Origin of the sequence: Streptomyces sp. NBC_00510 (assembly GCA_036013505.1) — a bacterium.
GTDB lineage: Bacteria > Actinomycetota > Actinomycetes > Streptomycetales > Streptomycetaceae > Actinacidiphila.
Window position 1 is genome coordinate 2,159,408 of record CP107851.1, and the last position, 19,086, is coordinate 2,178,493.

Below are 19,086 nucleotides of genomic sequence, written 5' to 3' on the forward strand. Positions count from 1 at the left end.
TCGGCCACCGGGGGTGGTGGTCGGCCGGGGCCGCCCGCCGGCTCGGTGCGGTCGGCGGGCGGCCTCGTGGCGGTCACGTCCCGTGCGGGCCGCGGCCCGGTCAGATCGTGGACGCGTCGATCACGAAGCGGTAGCGCACGTCGCTGGCGAGGATGCGCCGGAAGGCCTCGTTGATCCGGTCCGCGGGGATCAGCTCGATCTCCGCGCCGAAGCCGTGCGCCGCGCAGAAGTCCAGCATTTCCTGCGTCTCCGCGATGCCGCCGATCAAGGAACCGGCGATGGTCCTGCGGCCGGTGATCACGGAGAAGAGGTCCAGGGAGATCGGCTCCTCGGGCAGGCCGACGTTCACCAGGGCGCCGTCGGTCTTCAGCAGCTTGAGGTAGGCGCCGAAGTCGAGCGGGGCCGAGACGGTGGACAGGATGATGTCGAAGGTGCCCTCGAGCTCCTCGAACGTCCTCGGGTCGCTGGTGGCGCGGTAGTGGTCGGCGCCCAGCCGCAGCCCGTCGTCCTTCTTGCGCAGGGACTGCGAGAGCACCGTCACCTCGGCGCCGAGCGCATGGGCGATCTTGACGGCCAGGTGACCGAGGCCGCCCATGCCCAGGACCGCCACCTTCCTGCCCGGTCCGGCGCCGAAGTGCCGGAGCGGGGAGTAGGTGGTGATGCCGGCGCAGAGCAGGGGCGCGGCCACGTCCAGGGAGAGGCCGTCGGGGATGCGCAGGACGTAGTTCTCGTCGACGACGATGGCCCGGGAGTAGCCGCCGTAAGTGGGCTCGCCGTCCTTGCCGACCGCGTTGTACGTGAAGATCATTCCGCCGCCCGTGCAGTACTGCTCCAGGCCCGCCTTGCAGTTGTCGCAGGTGCGGCACGAGTCGACCATGCAGCCGACGCCCACCCGGTCACCGGCCTGGAACTTCGTGACGCCGGGGCCGACTTCGGAGACGACGCCGGCGATCTCGTGGCCGGGGACCATCGGGAAGATCGCCTCACCCCAGCCCTCGTCGACCTGGTGGATGTCGGAATGACAGATGCCGGCGTACTTGACGTCGATCAGGACGTCGAACTCGCCGACCTCGCGACGCTCGATGGTGGTGCGCTCCAGCGGGGACTTGGGAGCGTGAGCGGCGTACGCGTGGGTGGTGCTGGTCATGTCCGTGGTCTCCTCAAGGATTGATGCCATCACGTTCGGTGATCGCGGCAGGCGGCGGCAGCCTCGATGCGCTCGGGGATGCCGTCTGCGGGAGGGGAGGGGGACCGGGAACGGGGGGCTCGGCTGGATCCGTGCCTGCCCGGTGGGCCTCCGCAATCCAGGACACCACGCGGGAACCGGGCCGCAGGGGCCGCTTTCCGGCCCTGACCTGCCGGGGAATCGGCTGCGTAGGACTCGGCGACCCCCTTTCCCGGGTCGCCCGCGTCACCTGGCGAGCGAGAATGGACGCATGGCCCGCAACGTCGAGCTCCGCGAGTTCCTGCGTCGATCACGCGCCCGCATCTGCCCCGAATCGGCCGGGCTGCCCGAACGGGGCGCCTACCGGCGGGTGCCCGGGCTGCGCCGGGAGGAGGTCGCCCAACTGGCCGGAGTGAGCACCGACTACTACACGCGGCTGGAGCAGGGGCGGCAGATCAGCCCCTCGGCCGGTGTGCTGGAGGCGGTGGCCGCCGCGCTGCGGCTCGACGACGCGGAACGTGCCCACCTGTTCGACCTCGCCGGGCCCAGGCCCGGCACCGCCCGCCGCCGCTCGGCGCCGACCGTCCAGCGCGTCAGGCCCGGGATGCGGCGGTTCATGGACTCCTTCGTCGACCAGGCCGCCTTCGTCCTCGGGCGCCGCACCGACGTGCTGGCCACCAACCACCTGGCCCGCGCGCTGATGGCCGATTTCGACGCCATGCCGGTACGCGAGCGCAACCTCACCCGCTGGATCCTGCTGGACGAGGCCGCCCACGCCCTGTACCCGGACTGGGAGCAGGTCGCCGCCGAGATGACCGCCACCTTGCGTCTCGACGCCGGCCGCCACCCCGAGGACACCCGCACCGCCGAGCTGGTGGGCGAACTGGCCATGAAGAGCGAGCACTTCCGCCGCTGGTGGGCCGACCACAAGGTCTTCGACCGCACCCACGGGACCAAGCGTCACCACCACCCCGTCATCGGCGACCTGACCGTCGACTACCAGGCGTTCACGATGCCGGGCGAGCCCGACCAGACCCTGTTCATGTACCTGCCGGCGCAGGAACAGACCTCGCAGGACGCCTGGAAGCTGCTCGCCAGCTGGAGCGCCCGGGAACCGGCGGCACGACGGGACGCCGGCGGCCGCAGCGGCGCTCCCGCGCGCGCCGACAACACCCGGGGCTTCGACCGGCGTTCCGCCTGACGCGGGCGGCGCTGGTGCCGGTGCCGGTGCCGCGCTTCAGCCGCGGGGGACGGCGAAGTCGTCGAGGCGGGCGCGTTCCGGGGTCAGGGCGGACCAGGGGCCGGGCCAGGTGAGGACGGCGAGGGCGGAGGTCGGGAACTTGTCGGCGGCGCGGAGCAGGGCGTCGGCACGGGCCTCGCCCGTCAGGCGCAGGACGAGGTCCTGGACCCCCGGGTTGTGGCCGACCAGCAGGAGCGACGCGGCGTCGTCGGGGGCCTCGCGCAGGACGTCGAGGAGGGCGCGGGCGGTGGCCGCGTAGACCCGCTCGTCGAGGCGCACCGGCGGGGGCGGCGTGGCGCCCAGGGCCTCGGCGGCGAGTTCCCAGGTCTCCTGGGTGCGCCGGGAGGTCGAGCAGATCACCAGGTCGGGGGTGTGCTTGCCCTCGCGCAGCCAGCGGCCGACGGCCGGGGCGTCGCGCCGGCCGCGGGGGCCGAGCGGGCGGTCGTGGTCGGGGACGTCCGGCGGCCAGGCGGACTTGGCGTGCCGCAGCACGACGAGCCGTCGCGGTCCCTCCATGCGGCGCCTCACGACCTCACCCCGCCGACCTCGCCGGTCAGCTCCAGGGCGAGCACGCGGTCCGCCTGGGCGAAGGTCTCGAAGCGGGAGCCGTCCGGCAGGGCGGTCTCCGTCTCCAGCCGGTCGAGGGCGGCCAGGTAGGCGGCGGTGTCGAGGTCCGCGCTCAGGGCCGCCTGGAGACGCTCCACGTACTCGGCGCACATCGGTCTGGACGGCGATTCGGCCCAGCGGGCCACGGCACCGCGCCAGTGCCGTAGCGCCGCGTCCGCCGCCTCAAGGGTCCGCGGGGTCAGTTCCGCCGGGGCCCGGCGGTCCAGACGGAGCAGCGCCAGCCGTACGCCGGGCCCCGCGGTTACCTCGTCCGGGTGAACCGGTCCTACGTCCAGGCGGGGGCCGCCGGTCTCGGTGCCCGCGGGTGCGACGTGCACCCGGGCAGGTCCGGCGAGCGCCTCCTCGGCCTCGGTCACGTCGTCGCCGCGTGCCGCGCCGGGCTTGATGCCCAGTGCCGCCGCGGCCGCGTCCAGGGCGGGGTCGGCCGGGCCCACCGAGGCCACCAGCACCTGCCCGCCGTGGGTCTCCGCCGTACGCGCCAGGACGTCCGCCAGCAGCAGCACCCTCAGCGCGGTCGTCCCGCCCACGGCACCGGTGTGGGCCAGCACCCGCAGCGGAAAGCGCCGCCCCGGGTCCAGTTCCACCGGCTCGCCGCTCCTGCCGTCCACGATGCGCAACACGCCTCCGAATCTAACCCGTACGGCTCACCGGCGCAGGAGCCCTCACCGGGTGACGGGGTCTCGCGCGGCGCTCGGGCGCAGGGGGACGACGCGCCGGCCCGGCGGGCCCGGCCCGCCGCAGACCGCCCCGTACCCCGGCCGGCGCGCGTCCGGGCGGCGAAGCGGCTGACGTTCCCCCGGACCGGGCGGCCCGGCCGGACCGCCGGCACGCGGACGTCCGCGAAGTGCCGTGCGGGCCGGTGGACTTCCGGACGGCCGACGCGGTGCGCCCCGGTGCGACGACGGCGTGCCGTCCGCCGGGCGGGACCGGACGGTGTCGCCGGTGCGGGGCCGGCCCGCTGGCACATGTGAGACGTGGCGCTTTGACGCCAGTCGCCGGTCGTTCCCCCGGTCCGGGCGGGGCCGGTAGGACCGGGCCATGATCTCCCTCATATCCCGTCGCCCACGAGGCGGACGGGCCCTCGCGGCCGCCGTCGGCGTCGTCGCCGTCTTCACGACCCTGACCGGCCCGGCCGGGCCCGCGGCGGCGGACGGCACGCCGCCGGCATCGGCCGCACCCCGTCTCTCCGTCGCCACCCGCACGGTCACGCTGATCACCGGCCATGTCGTCCGGGTGACGGACGTCGGCGGCGGCAAGAAGTCCGTCGACGTGCGGCGCCCGCACGGCTCCACCGGAGGCGTACGGACCGAGACCGTCGGCGGCGACCTGTACGTCTACCCGGACGAGGCCCTGCCCTACCTCGCCGCGAACCGCCTGGACCGACGGCTGTTCGACGTCACCTCGCTGATCGAGCAGGGCTACGACGACCAGCACAGCACGGGCATCCCGCTGATACTCGGCTACCGCGGCAAGGTCGCGGCCACGGCGCCCACCGGCACCACCAAGGTGCGGTCGCTCAGGAGCGTCAACGGGGCCTCCGTCAGGGCGGCCAAGAAGCAGGTCAGGAAACTGTGGACCTCGGTGGCCACGGACGCCCCCGCGGACCGGCCCGCCCTGCGCGGCGGCCTGTCCAGGATCTGGCTGGACGGCCGGGTCCGCGCCACGCTCCACGACAGCACCGCGCAGATCGGCGCGCCCGCCGCCTGGGGCTCCGGCCTCGACGGCATGGGCGTCAAGGTCGCCGTGCTGGACACCGGGGCCGACACCCACCACCCGGACCTGGCGGGCCGGGTGAGCGGCGCGGTCAGCTTCGTGCCCGGCGAGTCCGCCGAGGACGGCAATGGGCACGGCACGCACACCGCCTCCACCGTGGGCGGCAGCGGCGCCGCTTCCGAAGGCGCCGAGAAGGGCGTGGCCCCCGGCGCGGACCTGCTGATCGGCAAGGTGCTCGCCGACGAGGGGTACGGCGAGGACTCCTGGGTCATCGCGGGCATGGAGTGGGCGGTCGGTCAGGGCGCCAAGGTGGTCAGCATGAGCCTCGGCGGGTCCGAGCCCACCGACGGCACGGACCCGATGAGTCAGGCCCTGGACCGGCTCAGCGAGAGCAGCGGCGCGCTGTTCGTCGTGGCCGCCGGCAACACCGGCTACGAGGCGTCGATGAGCGCCCCGGGAACCGCCGGCTCCGCGCTGACCGTGGCCGCGGTGGACTCCGAGGACAAGCTCGCGTACTTCTCGACCACGGGCCCGCGGTACGGCGACTACGCGCTCAAGCCGGACATCGCCGCCCCCGGCGTGGACATCCTGGCCGCGAAGGCCGGGGGCAGCGCCGACAGCGGCTGGTACCGGACGATGAGCGGCACCTCGATGGCCACTCCGCACGTCGCGGGCGCCGCGGCGATCCTGGCCCAGGAGCACCCGGACTGGAGTGCCCCGCAGCTCAAGGACGCGCTGATGAGCACGGCCAAGCCGCTCCCCGGCCTGACGGCCTATCAGATCGGGGCGGGCCGGGCCGACCTGGCCGCCTCCACCGCGGCCACGGTCACCGCCACCGGCTCGGCGTACTTCGGCTTCGACGCCTGGCCCCACGGCGGCCCGGCCGCGGTCGGACGCACGGTCACCTACCGCAACAGCGGCGACTCCCCCGTCACCCTTTCCCTCGGCATGACCGCATCCGTGGCCGGCGGCCCGTACGACGTCGATCCGGGCGCCGACGCCGGGACCCCCGCACCCGAGGGGATGTTCGCCCTCTCCGCGGACTCGGTGACCGTCCCGGCGCACGGGACGGGCTCCGTCACCGCCACCGCCCGGCCGGGGCTCGGCGCCGACGGCCGCCGCTACCTCGGGCAGATCTCCGCGAGCGACGCGTCCGGCGCCGTGCGGGCGCGCACCCAGGTCGGGCTGTACCGGGAGGAGGAGCGTCACCCCCTCGACGTCACGCTGAAGGACCGGTCCGGCAAGCCCGCCCCGGGCTTCGTCCAGTTGCAGCGCTTCGGCACCGACGCGGACCCGCAGATCGTCCCCGTGGACGAGACCGGCCGCGCGACCGTGCGACTGCGGGCCGGCACCTACAGCGCGCTGAGCTACCTCGCCGTGGCCGGAAGCCACGGCCCGGACTCCCTCGGCATGGCCCTGATGGGTGACCCGGAACTCGTCATGGACCGGGGCCGCACGCTCGTCCTGGACGCGAGCAGGACCCGCGAGGTCACCGCCGAGGTACCGCGCAGGACCGAGGACCGGATGCTCTACATGAACTGGTACCGCTCGGACGGCGGTATCAGCACCGTGGACTCCCAGTACCTCCTGCCGTCGACGTACGACAGCATGTTCGTCCTGCCCACCCGGAAGGTGACCCGCGGCACCTTCGAGTACGAGACCCGTTGGCGCAAGGCCTACCCGCTGCTGTCCCTGTCCCGTGACGGCAGGCCCGTCACCATCCTGGGCCAGGCCGGGACCGGCTTCTACGAGGGCCGGGAGCGCATGGGTGTGGTGTACGCCGGTTCCGGCGCGCCCGCCGACTACGCCGGGCTGCGTGTCAAGGGCAAGGCCGTGCTGGTGGACCGCTCGGACGCGCTCACCGGCTCGCAGCGGGCCGAGGCGGCGGCCGACGCCGGCGCCGCCCTGCTGATCGTCGTCAACGACGGACCGGGCAAGCTCCTGGAGTACGTCGGCACCGACGAGGGCGGCTACAGCGGCGTCCCGGTGGCCTCGGTGACCACCCGCGAGGGCAGGCCGCTGATCGAGCGGGCCCGGCACGGGACGCTGCGCCTGGACGTCGAGGGCGTGCCCGACTCGCCGTACGTCTACGACCTGGTCGACCCGCACCCGGGCCGGATCCCGGCGACGGGCCTGACCTACCGGCCGCGCGCCTCGGAACTGGCCGTCGTGGACATGCGCTTCCACGGCACCACCGGGTACCCCAGTGGCGAGTACCGCTGGGACTACCGGCCCTACCGCACCTACGCGGTCGGGTTCCCGCTGAGGATGGACATGCCCGGGACGCGGACCGACTACCTCTCCGCGCAGCCCGGCACCTCGTGGGCCGAGGACGCGATCACCGGGCCCGGTCTGGCCCTTGAGTCGAACGGCGCCCTCACCACGTACCGGGCGGGCACCCGGGTGGCGAGCGACTGGTTCGCCCCCGTCGCGCATCCGCGCAACGGTGGCGGCTACTGGTGGTCCGAGCGTCAGCAGGGCTTCCTGTCCTTCAACGTCCAGCCCTGGACGGACAGCGGCAGCGGCCATGGCGGCACCATGCAGGACGGCACCGCCGGCCTGGACCTCAAGGTGTACCAGGACGGTGAGCTGGTGAAGACCTCGGCGTACGCGTCGGCGACGCTCTGGCCGATCCCGACCGTGCCCTCCACGTACACCCTGGACCTGCACGCGGAGCGGGACGCGGCCGCCTATCGCCTCTCCCCCCGGACGCACAGTGTGTGGCGGGTCAGGTCCGAGCCGGTCACCGATCCGCTGGGGATCGACCGGATGGCGCTCATGCAACTGGACTACGGGATCGCCACCGACCTCTCGGGGAACGCACGCGGCGGCCGGCAGACCCTGCGCCTGACCGGCAGCCACCTGCCGCACGCGGCGGGGGCGGGCCGGGTCGCGGGCGCGACGCTGGCCGTCAGTTACGACGACGGGCGTCACTGGCGTCCGGTCCGCCTGGACCGTACGGCGACGGGTCACTGGACGGCCCGTTTCGACGCCCCGCACCGCGGGTTCGTGTCGCTGAAGGCCCGGACCTGGGACGACGCGGGCAACAGCCTCGCGCAGGAGGTGACGCGGGCCTACGGACTGAAGTAACTTTCCGCATCCGCGTCAAGGGCGGGCCCCGGGCATCCACAGGCCGGGGTCCGCCCGGCGTCCCCAAAAATCCGCTCCGAGGAGTCCCATGCTCGCCGCGCTCGGTCTCGGCCCGGCCGAAGAGGAGATCTACCGTCTCCTGGTGGCCCGCGGCCGTGCCGCCGTCCACGAACTCGCGGCCGAAAGCGGCCGGGCCACCGGGGAGGTACGGGAACTGCTGACGGCCCTGACCGGGCGCGGCCTCGCCGTGCACGAGGCCGTGACGGGTACGGCGGCCAGGTTCACGGCGGCACCCCCCACGGTCGCCCTCGGCGGCGAGCTGCGGCGACGGCGCGACGAGCTCGGCGCGGCGGAGCACGCGGTGCTGGCACTCGCCGAGCAGCACCGGACCTCCGCCGGGAGCGGCGTCGTCGAGGTGATCAGCGAGGTCGGCGCCGTACGGCACCGGTTCCGGCAGCTCCAGGAGTCCGCCCGGCACGAGGTGCGGTCGATGATGGTGCCCGAGCTCGCCGTGGTGCGGCCGGACGACAACGCGGCCGAGAGCGCCGGGGTCCGCCGCGGGGTCCTCTACCGCACGATCGTGCAACGTGACGCCCTCAACGAGCCCGGCATGGTCACGCGGGCGCTCGCGGACCTCGCGGCGGGCCAGCGGATCGGCGTCACCGACGTCGTCCCGGTGAAATTCATGATCGCCGACCGGGACCTGGCGATGCTGCCGCTGCTCAGCGGCCGGAACACCGCCGCGGCGTCGGTGCTGGTGCACGCGGGCGGGCTGCTCGACGCGCTGGTCGCGTACTTCGAACTGGCCTGGGAACAGGCCTATCCGCTGTCGCCGCGGGCGGCGGGGGACGGCGTCGCCGAGGAGCGCCCGGACGGCATCGAGGAGTTCGACGCCCGCCTGCTCGCGCTGGTGCTCTCCGGGCTCACCGACGAGGCGGCCGCGAGCCGCCTCGGGGTCTCCCGGCGCACCGTTCAGCGCCGCATCGCCGAACTCATGACCAAGGCCGGCGTCGACAGCCGCATCCAGCTCGGCTGGCACGCCGCCCGCCGCGGCTGGGCCTGAGCGCCGGGGCACCCGGGCCGGGCGAGCGGGGACCGTCAGTCGTCCTCGGCGGACGCCGCGGTGTCGCGGTCGGGTCCCTGCGCGCGGACGCGCTGGACGTGTTCCAGGGATTCGCGCAGGTCGCCGAGCCAGGTGTCGGTGTTGCCGCGGACGAGGCGGACGCACCAGGCGAGGGCCTCGCTGCGGCTGCGGGCGACGCCACCGGCGACGAGGGTGTCCAGGACCTGGCGCTCGGGCTGGCGGAGCCGGGTCATGACGGGGACGGAGACGGTGGTGTACATGGCCCGCCGCCCGCCGCACTCCACGCCCCAGGAGACCTTGCGGCCGAAGCGGTGTTCCGCCTCGCGGGCGACGGCGACGCGGTCCTCGCGGGTGCGCTCCCGGAACTCGGCGATCCGTCCGTCGAGCGCGGCCTCGCGTTCCACCTGCGACGCGTCGGCGCCGACCGCGGGTTCGGGGATGCGGCCGACGACGGTGATCTCCTCGCGGTCGACGGCCACGTCCACGAGCGCCTCGAACAGTCCGTCGGGGAGCCGCCCGGCGAGCCAGCCGCGCAGCGCTTCCTTCTGTTCGCTGGTAATCATGTAATCAACATTACGCCTCGGATTTCCGAGCGCAAGAGCCCCCTGAAACTCGCGTCCGAGGCGTCGCGTTGTCCCCGGGCGCGACTTACAGTTGCGCGTATCGGAGCAGAACGGGGGATTCGCCACGCGGCGCCTCTGGGAGGGCATATGACCCGCATCTCGGTGAAGGTGGACGGCACGGCCTACGAGGACGAGGTGGAGCCCCGCCTCCTGCTCGTCCATTACCTGCGCGACCGGCTCGGTCTGACCGGTACCCCCGTCGGGTGCGACACCACGAACTGCGGTGCCTGCACGGTGGACCTCGACGGGAAGAGCGTGAAGAGCTGCTCGGTGCTCGCCGTCCAGGCCGACGGCGGCGAGGTGACGACGATCCAGGGGCTGGCCTCCGCCGACGGCGAGTGGCACCCGCTGCAGAGGGCGTTCCACGAGCAGCACGCCCTGCAGTGCGGGTTCTGCACCCCGGGCATGATCATGGCCGCCCGCGACCTGCTGCGGGAGAACCCCGACCCCACGCCCGAGGAGGTCCGCGAGGGCCTGGAGGGCAACCTCTGCCGGTGCACGGGCTACATGAACATCGTGCGCGCCGTGCTGGCCGCCGCCGCCGAGGAACGCCGGCACCAGGCGCCCGAGCCCGGCGCCGTGACCGAGCACGCCGAGCCCAGCACGGCCGGAAGCGGGGCGCCGGTATGACCGACCAGCTCACCGGACGCGAGCCCGAGGTCGGCCGCGCCCGGGTCCGCAAGGAGGACGCCCGGCTGGTGACCGGCCGGACCAACTGGACCGACAACATCACCGTCCCGGGCCTGCTGCACATGGCGATCCTGCGCAGCCCCATGGCGCACGCCCGCATCGAGCGGATCGACGTCACGCCCGCCCTGGAGCGGCCGGGGGTCGTCGCCGCCTACAGCGGCCGCGACCTGGCCGAGGGGCTCGGGTCGCTGCCGTGCGCCTGGCCCGTCACCGAGGACATCGTGCTGCCCGAGCACCCGCCCGTCGCCGTCGACGAGGTCCGCCACACCGGCGACCCGGTCGCGGTCGTCGTCGCCCGGGACCGCTACGCGGCCGCCGACGCGCTGGAGGCGATCGACGTCGACTACGAGCCGCTGCCTCCGGTCCTCGACATGGAGGCGGCGCTCGCCGAGGGCGCCCCGCTGGTCCACGCCGACAAGGGCACCAACCGCTGCTACACCTGGCCGCTGGCCACCGGCGAGGACTACGCGACCGTGCGCGAGCGGGCCGACGTCGTGCTGCGCCGGCGCTTCGTCCAGCAGCGGCTCATCCCCAACGCCATGGAACCGCGGGCCGTCGTGGCGGTGCCGCCGGACACCTCGGACCAGTACACCCTGTACTCCGCGACGCAGATCCCGCACATCGTGCGCGTGATGATGGCCGTCGTCACCGGCATCCCCGAGCACCGGCTCCGGGTGGTCGCGCCGGACGTCGGCGGCGGCTTCGGCTCCAAGCTCCAGGTGTACGGCGAGGAGGCGCTCGGCCTGGCCGTCGCCCGCAAGCTGGGCCGCCCCGTGAAGTGGACCGAGTCCCGCTCGGAGGGCTACCTGGCCACCCACCACGGCCGCGACCAGATCCAGGACCTCGAACTCGCCGCGACGCGCGAGGGGAGGCTGCTCGGGCTGAAGGTCGACCTGCTCGCCGACATGGGCGCGTACCTGATGATCGTGACGCCGGGCGTCCCGCTGCTCGGGGCGTTCATGTTCCCCGGCATCTACAAGATGGACGCCTACGACTTCACCTGCACGGGTGTCTTCACCACCAAGACCCCCACCGACGCGTACCGCGGCGCGGGCCGCCCCGAGGCCACCTTCGCCATCGAGCGCATGATGGACGAGCTCGCCGCCGAACTCGGCATGGACCCGGTGGAGGTGCGCCGCCGCAACTGGATCGGCCACGACGAGTTCCCGTACACCACCATCGGCGGACTGACCTACGACAGCGGGAACTACGAGTCGGCGACGGACAAGGCGCTCGCCCTCTTCGGCTACGACGACCTGCGTTCCGAGCAGCGCAAGCGGGAGGAGCGCGGCGACCGGACGCGGCTCGGCATCGGGGTGTCGACGTACACGGAGATGTGCGGGCTCGCGCCCAGCCGGATCCTGCGCGACCTGCGCTACGGCGCGGGCGGCTGGGAGGCGGCGTCCATCCGCATGCTGCCCACCGGCAAGGTGGAGGTGCTGACCGGCACCAGCCCGCACGGCCAGGGCCATGTGACGAGCTGGAGCCAGATCGCGGCGGACGTGCTGGGCGTGCCCTTCGAGGACGTCGAGGTGCTGCACGGCGACACGCGCACGGTGCCGCAGGGCATGGACACCTACGGCTCGCGCTCGCTGGTCGTCGGCGGGGTGGCCGTGCACCGCGCCGCGCGGAAGGTGGTGGACAAGGCCCGCAAGGTCGCCGCGCACCTGCTGGAGGCGAGCGAGGACGACCTGGACTTCGCCGACGGCGTCTTCTCGGTCAAGGGTTCGCCGGAGGCGCGCAAGACCATCCAGGAGGTGGCGTTCGCGACGTTCACCTCGCACGACCTGCCCGACGGGCTGGAACCGACGATCAACGCCGAGCACGTGGAGGACCCGGAGGCCTTCTCCTACCCGCACGGCACGCACCTGTGCGCGGTGGAGGTGGACACCGAGACCGGCCGGGTCCGGATCCGCAGTTACGTGTGCGTGGACGACGTCGGAAAGGTCGTCAACCCGATGATCGTGGAGGGCCAGGTGCACGGCGGTCTCGCCCAGGGCATCGCCCAGGCCCTGTTCGAGGAGGCCGTGTACGACGCGGAGGGCAACCTGGTGTCCGGCACCATGGCCGACTACCTGGTGCCCTGCGCGGCCGACCTGCCCGACTTCCTCACCGACCGCACCGAGACGCCGGCGACCACCAACCCGCTGGGCGTGAAGGGCGTCGGCGAGGCCGGGACGATCGCCTCGACCCCCGCGGTGGTCAACGCCGTGGTAGACGCCCTGCGGCCGCTGGGCGTCGTGGACGTGAGGATGCCGTGCACACCGGAACGGGTCTGGCGGGCCCTGCGGGACGCGCGGTCCGCCCGGCCGGAGGAGGACGGCTCATGATTCCCGCGTCGTTCGACTACGCCAGGCCCCGCTCCGTGGAGGAGGCGGTGGGGCAGCTCGCGCTCGCCGGGGAGGACGCGAAGGTGCTGGCCGGCGGCCAGAGCCTGCTGCCGATCCTGCGGATGCGGCTCGCCTTCCCCGAACTCCTCGTGGACGTCGGCCGGATCCCCGGCCTGCGCGGGGTGCGGGCCGACGGGGACACCCTCGTCATCGGCGCCCTGACCTCGCACCATGACGTCGTGCACGACCCGCTGGTGCGGCGGCACGCCGGACTGCTGGCCGCCGCGACGGCCACGGTGGCCGATCCGGCGGTGCGTCACCGCGGCACGATCGGCGGCGCCCTCGCCCATGCCGACCCCGCGGGGGACGTGCCCGCGGCCGTCCTCGCCCTGGACGCCGAGCTGGTCGTCCAGGGGCCGGACGGGCGGCGGACCGTCCCGGCGCGGGAGTTCTTCACCGACTACCTGCAGACGGTGCTGCGGCCCGACGAACTGCTGGTGGAGGTACGGGTGCCCAAGACGGACGCCTGGGGCTTCCACTACGAGAAGTTCCAGCTCAGCGCGCAGGCCTGGGCGGTGGTGGGGGTGGCCGCACTGGTACGGAGGGACGACGGCCGCATCGTCGAGTCCCGGGTCGGACTGTCGAACATGGGGCCCACCCCGGTGCGCGCCACCGCCTGCGAGACGGCCCTCGCCGGTGCCGACGCCGTACCGGAGGCGGTGGCCTCGGCCGCCGACAGCGCGGCGGAGGGCACCCGTCCGGCGTCCGACCTGTCGGCGTCCGCGGACTACCGGGAGCACCTGGTGAGGGTGCTGACCCGCAGGGCCGTCCTCGCCGCGGCGGACATGACATGAGGAGCGGACGCAGCGCATGACCTGGCCGGCGCACGGGATTCCGCCGGGGTGGACCGCCCCGGCGGGACCCTCCTGCGGGCTTCCCGTGACGACGGCACGCGCCGGGGCGGTGGGACCCCACGGCCCCGGCGCCCCGGCACCCGCCGCCGCGCCCCGCGATGCCGCCCCGCCCATCGCCGCCACCGCCGGGCTCCCGGCGCACACGACCGGCCCGCCTCCGGGGATCGCCGGCCCCGAACAGATGCGGGCCCGGCTGGAGGAGACCGGCTACCTGGTCGACGACGGCCTGGCCGTCGCCTGCTACCTGGCGTTGACGCTGCACCGCCCGATCTTCTGCGAGGGCGACGCGGGCGTCGGCAAGACCGCGTTGGCGCACGCGCTCGCCCAGGCGCTCGGCGCGCCGCTGATCCGGCTGCAGTGCTACGAGGGCATCGACGCGTCGCAGGCACTGTACGACTGGGACTTCCCCCGGCAGCTGCTGCACCTGCGGGCGGCCGAGGCGGCGGGCGTCAGCGACCCGGAGACCCTGGAGGGCGAGCTCTACAGCCGGCGGTTCCTGCTGGCGCGGCCGCTGCTGCGGGCCCTGGAGACCAGCCCCTCGGTGCTGCTGGTCGACGAGATCGACCGCGCGGACGACGAGTTCGAGGCCTTCCTGCTGGAACTGCTGTCGGAGTACTCCGTCACCGTCCCCGAACTGGGCACCCTGCGGGCGCAGTCGCCGCCCGTGGTGGTGCTCACGTCCAACCGGACGCGCGAGGTGCACGACGCCCTGAAGCGGCGCTGCCTCTACCACTGGTTCGACCACCCCGGCTTCGAGCGGGAGCTGGCGATCGTACGGCGCAGGCAGCCGCACGTGGCGGCGCGGCTCGCGGCGCAGGTGACGGCCGTGGTGCAGTGCCTGCGGGAGCAGGACCTGGTGCGGCCGCCCGGGGTGGCGGAGACCATCGACTGGGCGGAGGCGCTGGCCGCGCTGGGGGCGACGGAACTCGACGCGGACCTGGCGATGACCACCCTCGGCTCGGTGCTGAAGTACCGCGAGGACGCGGAGCGGGCACGCTCGCTCGACCTGTCGGAGATCCTTGCCGCGCGGGCGGGCGGGTCGCGGTGAGCACGATGCGCACGGTCACGGCGGACGGCACGGCGGGGGTGGTGGGCTTCGCCCGCGCCCTGCGGGCCGCCGGGGTGCCGGCCGGCCCGGACCGGGTGGCAGCGTTCCTGGCCGCGCTCGGCAGGCTCGACCCGTCGCGGCGCCGCGACGTGTACTGGGCGGGACGGCTGACGCTCTGCGGCGGCCCGGACGACCTGGAGCGCTACGACCGGGTCTTCGCGGCCTTCTTCGACGGCGGGCGGCCGCCGCACCGCCGGGTGCGGCCGGCGGTCCGCCCGGTGCGCCCGCCGGCGGTGCCGCGTGCCGTGCCCGGGGAGCGCACCGCCGGTGAGGAGGCGGGTGACGGCCCCGCCGCGACCGCGCTCGCCAGCGCGACGGAGGTGCTGCGGCACCGTGACGTCGCCGCCATGACCGCGCCGGAGCGAGCCCAACTACACCGGCTGCTGGCGGTGTTCGCCCTGGACGGCGAACCGCGCCGTACCCCCCGGCGCCGTCCGGCGCGCCGCGGGGACGTGGATCCGCGGCGTACCGTACGGGAGTTGCTGCGCCGGGGCGGCGAGCCTGCCGCGCTCCCGCGGCGGGCCCCGGCCCGCAAGCCGCGCCGGGTGGTGCTGCTGCTGGACGTCAGCGGGTCGATGGCCCCGTACGCGGACGCACTGCTGCGGTTCGCGCACGCCGCCGCCCACGGTTCGCGCGGCCGCACGCCCACCGAGGTCTTCACCCTCGGCACCCGGCTCACCCGGGTCACCCGCGAGATGGCGCGCCGGGACCCGGACGCGGCGATGGCCGCGGTCGGGGCGGCGGTGCCGGACTGGAGCGGCGGGACCCGGCTCGGGGAGACGCTGCGGGCGTTCCTGGACCGCTGGGGGGCACGGGGGACGGCGCGCGGCGCGGTCGTCGTGCTGCTGTCGGACGGCTGGGAGCGCGGTGACCCCGACCTGCTGGCCGCGCAGATGCGGCGGCTGGCACGACTGGCGTACCGCGTGGTGTGGGCCAACCCGCGCAAGGCGAGGCCCGGTTACGCACCGCTGGCGGCGGGGATGGCGGCGGCGCTGCCGAGCGTCGACGCCTTCGTGGAGGGGCACAGTCTGGGCGCGCTGGAACGTCTGGCCGCCGTGGTGAGAGGAGCCGACGGTGCGTGAGATCCTTCCGGCGCTGAACGACTGGTACGCCTCGGGAACCCCCTTCGGGCTGGCCACGGTCGTGGCGGTGAGCCGCAGCGCGCCGCGCGGACCGGGCGCGGCCATGGCGGTGGGGCCGGACGACGAGGTCGTCGGCAGCGTCTCCGGGGGCTGCGTGGAGGGCGCGGTCTTCGAACTGGCCAAGGAGGTCGTCGAGTCGGGCGAGGCCCGGCTGCACACCTTCGGCTACAGCGACGCCGACGCCTTCGAGGTCGGCCTGACCTGCGGCGGTGAGATCACCCTGCTGGTCCGTCCGGTGTCCCCGGCCACGGACACGGGCTTCGGCGAGGTGGCGGCCTCCGTCGCCGCGCACCGCCCCGTGGTCACCGCGACGGTGCTGGACGGTCCCGCGCCGCGCGGCGCCACGCTCACGGTGTGGCCGGACCGGGTCGCGGGCACCCTCGGCTCGGAGGGCCTGGACGCGGCGGTCACCGACGACGCCCGCGGTGAGCTGGCCCAGGGCGCGACCGGGCAGCGCCACTACGGACGGCACGGCGAACGGCGCGAGGACGACGTGACGGTGTTCCTGCAGTCCTTCGCCCCGCCGCCGCGGATGCTGGTGTTCGGCGCGATCGACTTCGCGGCGGCGGTGGCGCGGATCGGGCTGTTCCTGGGCTACCGGGTGACCGTCTGCGACGCCCGTCCGGTGTTCGCGACCCCCAAGCGCTTCCCCGACGGCGTGGAGGTCGTCGTGGACTGGCCGCACCGCTACCTGGGCGGCACGGAGACCGACGACCGCACGGTGGTGTGCGTCCTCACCCACGACCCCAAGTTCGACGTGCCGCTGCTGGAGGTCGCGCTGCGCCGGCCCGCCGCGTACATCGGCGTCATGGGCAGCCGGCGGACGCACGACGACCGGCTCAAGCGGCTGCGCGACACGACGCTGGCTCCGGCCGAACTGACCCGGCTGCGCTCGCCGATCGGGCTGGACCTGGGCGCGCGCACCCCCGAGGAGGTCGCGGTGTCGATCGCCGCCGAGATCATCGCGTTGCGCTGGGGCGGCAGCGGCACCCCGCTGTCGGGCACGGCCGGCGCGATCCACCCTCCGGTGCTCAGGCCGGTGTGACGAGGAGGAGATCAATGGAACTGCACCACGAGTTCGAGGTCCCCGTCCCGGTGGCGGACGCCTGGCGCGCGCTGCTGGACATCGAGCGCGTCGCGCCGTGTATGCCGGGCGCGACGGTGGAGGAGTACGACGGCGAGACCGTGAGGGGCGCGGTGAAGGTCAAGGTCGGCCCGGTGACGGTGACCTACCGCGGCACGGCGGTCTTCGAGGAGCGGGACGGGACCGCGCACCGCGTCGTGCTGGCCGCCCGGGGCAAGGAGGTCCGCGGCCAGGGCACGGCGCGGGCGACGGTGACCGGCACCCTGGCGGAGAAGGACGGCGCGACGGTCGTCTCGGTGACGACCGACCTCGCCGTGACCGGCCGGCCCGCGCAGTTCGGGCGCGGTGTGATGGCGGAGGTCGGCGACCGCATCATCGGCCAGTTCGCCGACTGCCTCGCCGGCCGACTGGCCGCCCCGCAGCCCCCTGCCGGGGGCGAGGACGCCACCGAGGACGCGTCTCCCGCACCGGCGAACCGCGAGGACGAACCCATCGACCTCCTGCGCATCGCCGGCGCCCCGGTCGCCAAACGCGCCGCGGCCGCCGGTCTGCTGGCCGCGGCCGTCGGTGCGCTCGTCGTCTTCGTGCTGCGCCGCCGCCGCTGACGCGGATGCGGGTGATGCCCGGCCGGTGCCTGGCCGGTGCCGGTGGGCAGCGAGAGGCCTGCGTGGACCTGGTTGGGGACGGTGGGCAGCAGGGCGTTGGCCGTGGTGCGGGCGGACTCAGAAGTTGATCATGTGGCCGGCGAGGCCGTGGACCGCTTCCTGGACGGCCTCGCTGAGTGTGGGGTGGCCGTGGACGTTGCGGGCCAGTTCGGTCGCCGTGAGGTCCCACTTCTGGGCGAGCGTCAGCTCGGGCAGCAGCTCGGTGACCTCGGGGCCGATCAGGTGGCCGCCCAGGAGCTCGCCGTACTTCGCGTCGCTGATGAGCTTCACGAAGCCGCTCGCGTCGCCGAGGCCGTGCGCCTTGCCGTTGGCGGTGAAGGGGAACTTGGCCACGCGCACGTCGAGTCCGCGCTCACGGACCTGCGCCTCCGTCCACCCGAAGCTGGCGATCTGCGGCTGGCAGAAGGTGACACGCGGGATCATCACGTAGTCCAGGGACATGGTCTCGGCCTCCGCGATGGTCTCGGCCGCGACGACGCCCATGGCCTCGGCGGCGTGCGCGAGCATCAGCTTCGCCGTGACGTCGCCGATGGCGTAGATGTGCGGGACGCTGGTGCGGCAGAACTCGTCGATGTCGATGGCACCGCGCTCGGTGAGCCTGACCCCGGTCTGCTCCAGGCCGTAGCCGGAGATCCGCGGCTGGAAGCCGATCGCCTGGAGCACCTTGTCGGCTTCGAGCGTCTGCCGCTGGCCGCCGGTGGTCACCATGACCTTGACCGAGTCGCCGGCGTCGTTGATCGCCTCCACCCGGGTCGAGGTGAGCACGTCGATGCCCAGCTTGCGGTACTGGCGGGCGAGTTCGGCCGACACCTCCTCGTCCTCCAGCGGCACGATCCGGTCGAGGAACTCCACGAGGGTCACCTTCACCCCGTAGTTGTGCAGGACGTACGCGAACTCCACGCCGATCGCGCCGGCGCCGGCGATGAGGATGCTCCGCGGGAGCGTGTCCGTCATGATCTGCTCCTCGTACGTCACGACCCGCTCGCTGAGCGAGGTGCCGGGGAGCAGTCTGGTGGTCGCGCCGGTGGCGAGGATGCAGTGGTCGAAGGTGACGGTCTCGCTGCCGCCGGAACCCAGCGCGACGTGCAGGGTGTGGTCGTCGGTGAAGGTGCCGTGGCCCTCGAACTTCGTGATGTCGTTCTTCTTCATCAGGAAGTGGACGCCCTTGACCCGGCCGTCCGCGACCTTGCGGCTGCGCGCGAAGGCCTCGCGGTAGTCGAAGCTGACCTCGCCGTTCACCCGGATGCCGAAGGTCCTGGCCTCCTTGGTGAAGATGTGCGCCAGTTCGGCGTTGCGCAGCAGGGCCTTGGAGGGGATGCACCCCACGTTGAGGCACACCCCGCCCCAGTAGCGCTCCTCGACGATCGCCGTGCGCAGGCCCAGCTGGGCGGCCCGGATGGCGGCGACGTACCCCCCGGGACCCGCGCCCAGGACGACGACGTCAACGTGTGTGCTCATGCGGCGACCCCTGTGTGGACCACGGTGCGGAAGCTCGAGCGGGCCGGACGGTCCCGTCGCCCACGATCACGCGCCGGGGGCGGCCGCGCAACACGGGGGTGGCGTCCGCCGCGTCACGTCGGCCGCCCGGCGTACGTCCGGGTCTTGGGCGGA

At 74.1% G+C, this 19,086-nt stretch carries 15 protein-coding genes; 10 read left to right on the plus strand and 5 right to left on the minus strand.

The window, feature by feature from the left end; all coding sequences use genetic code 11:
* Window positions 1-100: 100 nt before the first annotated feature.
* Window positions 101-1,147: an NAD(P)-dependent alcohol dehydrogenase gene (locus tag OG937_09675; protein ID WUD71942.1), complete on the minus strand. Its 1,047-nt coding sequence runs from the start codon at window positions 1,145-1,147 to the stop codon at window positions 101-103.
* A 289-nt stretch (window positions 1,148-1,436) separates the two neighbouring features.
* Here OG937_09675 and OG937_09680 point away from each other — a divergent pair, with 289 nt between their 5' ends.
* Window positions 1,437-2,366, plus strand: a complete 930-nt coding sequence (locus OG937_09680; GenBank protein ID WUD71943.1) for a helix-turn-helix transcriptional regulator — start codon at window positions 1,437-1,439, stop codon at window positions 2,364-2,366.
* Between the two features lie 36 nt (window positions 2,367-2,402).
* On the opposite strand, the gene OG937_09685 is transcribed toward OG937_09680, so the two are convergent.
* Window positions 2,403-2,921, minus strand: a complete 519-nt coding sequence (locus tag OG937_09685) for a histidine phosphatase family protein (protein WUD71944.1) — start codon at window positions 2,919-2,921, stop codon at window positions 2,403-2,405.
* Window positions 2,922-2,929: 8 nt separating this feature from the next.
* Complete coding sequence (locus OG937_09690) at window positions 2,930-3,652, minus strand: hypothetical protein (GenBank protein ID WUD71945.1); 723 nt, start codon at window positions 3,650-3,652, stop codon at window positions 2,930-2,932.
* 418 nt (window positions 3,653-4,070) lie between these two features.
* Between OG937_09690 and OG937_09695 the strand changes: the two genes are divergently transcribed.
* Entirely contained in the window at window positions 4,071-7,835 is a 3,765-nt protein-coding gene (locus tag OG937_09695) for a S8 family serine peptidase (GenBank protein ID WUD71946.1), read from the plus strand.
* Between the two features lie 88 nt (window positions 7,836-7,923).
* Window positions 7,924-8,898 (plus strand): helix-turn-helix domain-containing protein, encoded by a 975-nt coding sequence (locus OG937_09700; protein WUD71947.1) that lies wholly within the window; start codon window positions 7,924-7,926, stop codon window positions 8,896-8,898.
* Between the two features lie 35 nt (window positions 8,899-8,933).
* Here the strand turns inward: OG937_09700 and OG937_09705 are convergent, their stop codons facing one another.
* On the minus strand, window positions 8,934-9,482 hold the full coding sequence (locus OG937_09705; GenBank protein ID WUD71948.1) for a hypothetical protein: 549 nt from the start codon (window positions 9,480-9,482) through the stop codon (window positions 8,934-8,936).
* Window positions 9,483-9,629: 147 nt separating this feature from the next.
* Between OG937_09705 and OG937_09710 the strand changes: the two genes are divergently transcribed.
* The 7 genes from OG937_09710 (at window position 9,630) to OG937_09740 (ending at window position 17,415) form a co-directional block, all read left to right on the plus strand.
* Window positions 9,630-10,172: a (2Fe-2S)-binding protein gene (locus OG937_09710; GenBank protein ID WUD71949.1), complete on the plus strand. Its 543-nt coding sequence runs from the start codon at window positions 9,630-9,632 to the stop codon at window positions 10,170-10,172.
* Window positions 10,169-12,562 (plus strand): xanthine dehydrogenase family protein molybdopterin-binding subunit, encoded by a 2,394-nt coding sequence (locus OG937_09715; GenBank protein WUD71950.1) that lies wholly within the window; start codon window positions 10,169-10,171, stop codon window positions 12,560-12,562. The genes OG937_09710 and OG937_09715 overlap by 4 nt, the downstream gene beginning before the upstream one ends.
* On the plus strand, window positions 12,559-13,416 hold the full coding sequence (locus OG937_09720; GenBank protein WUD71951.1) for a xanthine dehydrogenase family protein subunit M: 858 nt from the start codon (window positions 12,559-12,561) through the stop codon (window positions 13,414-13,416). Before OG937_09715 ends, OG937_09720 begins: the two co-directional genes overlap by 4 nt.
* A 241-nt stretch (window positions 13,417-13,657) precedes the next feature.
* Complete coding sequence (locus tag OG937_09725) at window positions 13,658-14,524, plus strand: MoxR family ATPase (protein ID WUD78690.1); 867 nt, start codon at window positions 13,658-13,660, stop codon at window positions 14,522-14,524.
* A gap of 5 nt (window positions 14,525-14,529) precedes the next feature.
* Window positions 14,530-15,666, plus strand: a complete 1,137-nt coding sequence (locus OG937_09730) for a VWA domain-containing protein (GenBank protein WUD71952.1) — start codon at window positions 14,530-14,532, stop codon at window positions 15,664-15,666.
* Complete coding sequence (locus OG937_09735) at window positions 15,659-16,771, plus strand: XdhC family protein (GenBank protein WUD71953.1); 1,113 nt, start codon at window positions 15,659-15,661, stop codon at window positions 16,769-16,771. The genes OG937_09730 and OG937_09735 overlap by 8 nt, the downstream gene beginning before the upstream one ends.
* A 14-nt stretch (window positions 16,772-16,785) precedes the next feature.
* Entirely contained in the window at window positions 16,786-17,415 is a 630-nt protein-coding gene (locus OG937_09740; GenBank protein ID WUD71954.1) for an SRPBCC family protein, read from the plus strand.
* Window positions 17,416-17,532: 117 nt separating this feature from the next.
* Here OG937_09740 and lpdA read toward each other — a convergent pair whose 3' ends face one another.
* Window positions 17,533-18,933 (minus strand): dihydrolipoyl dehydrogenase, encoded by a 1,401-nt coding sequence (gene lpdA / locus OG937_09745; protein ID WUD71955.1) that lies wholly within the window; start codon window positions 18,931-18,933, stop codon window positions 17,533-17,535.
* Window positions 18,934-19,086: the final 153 nt, after the last annotated feature.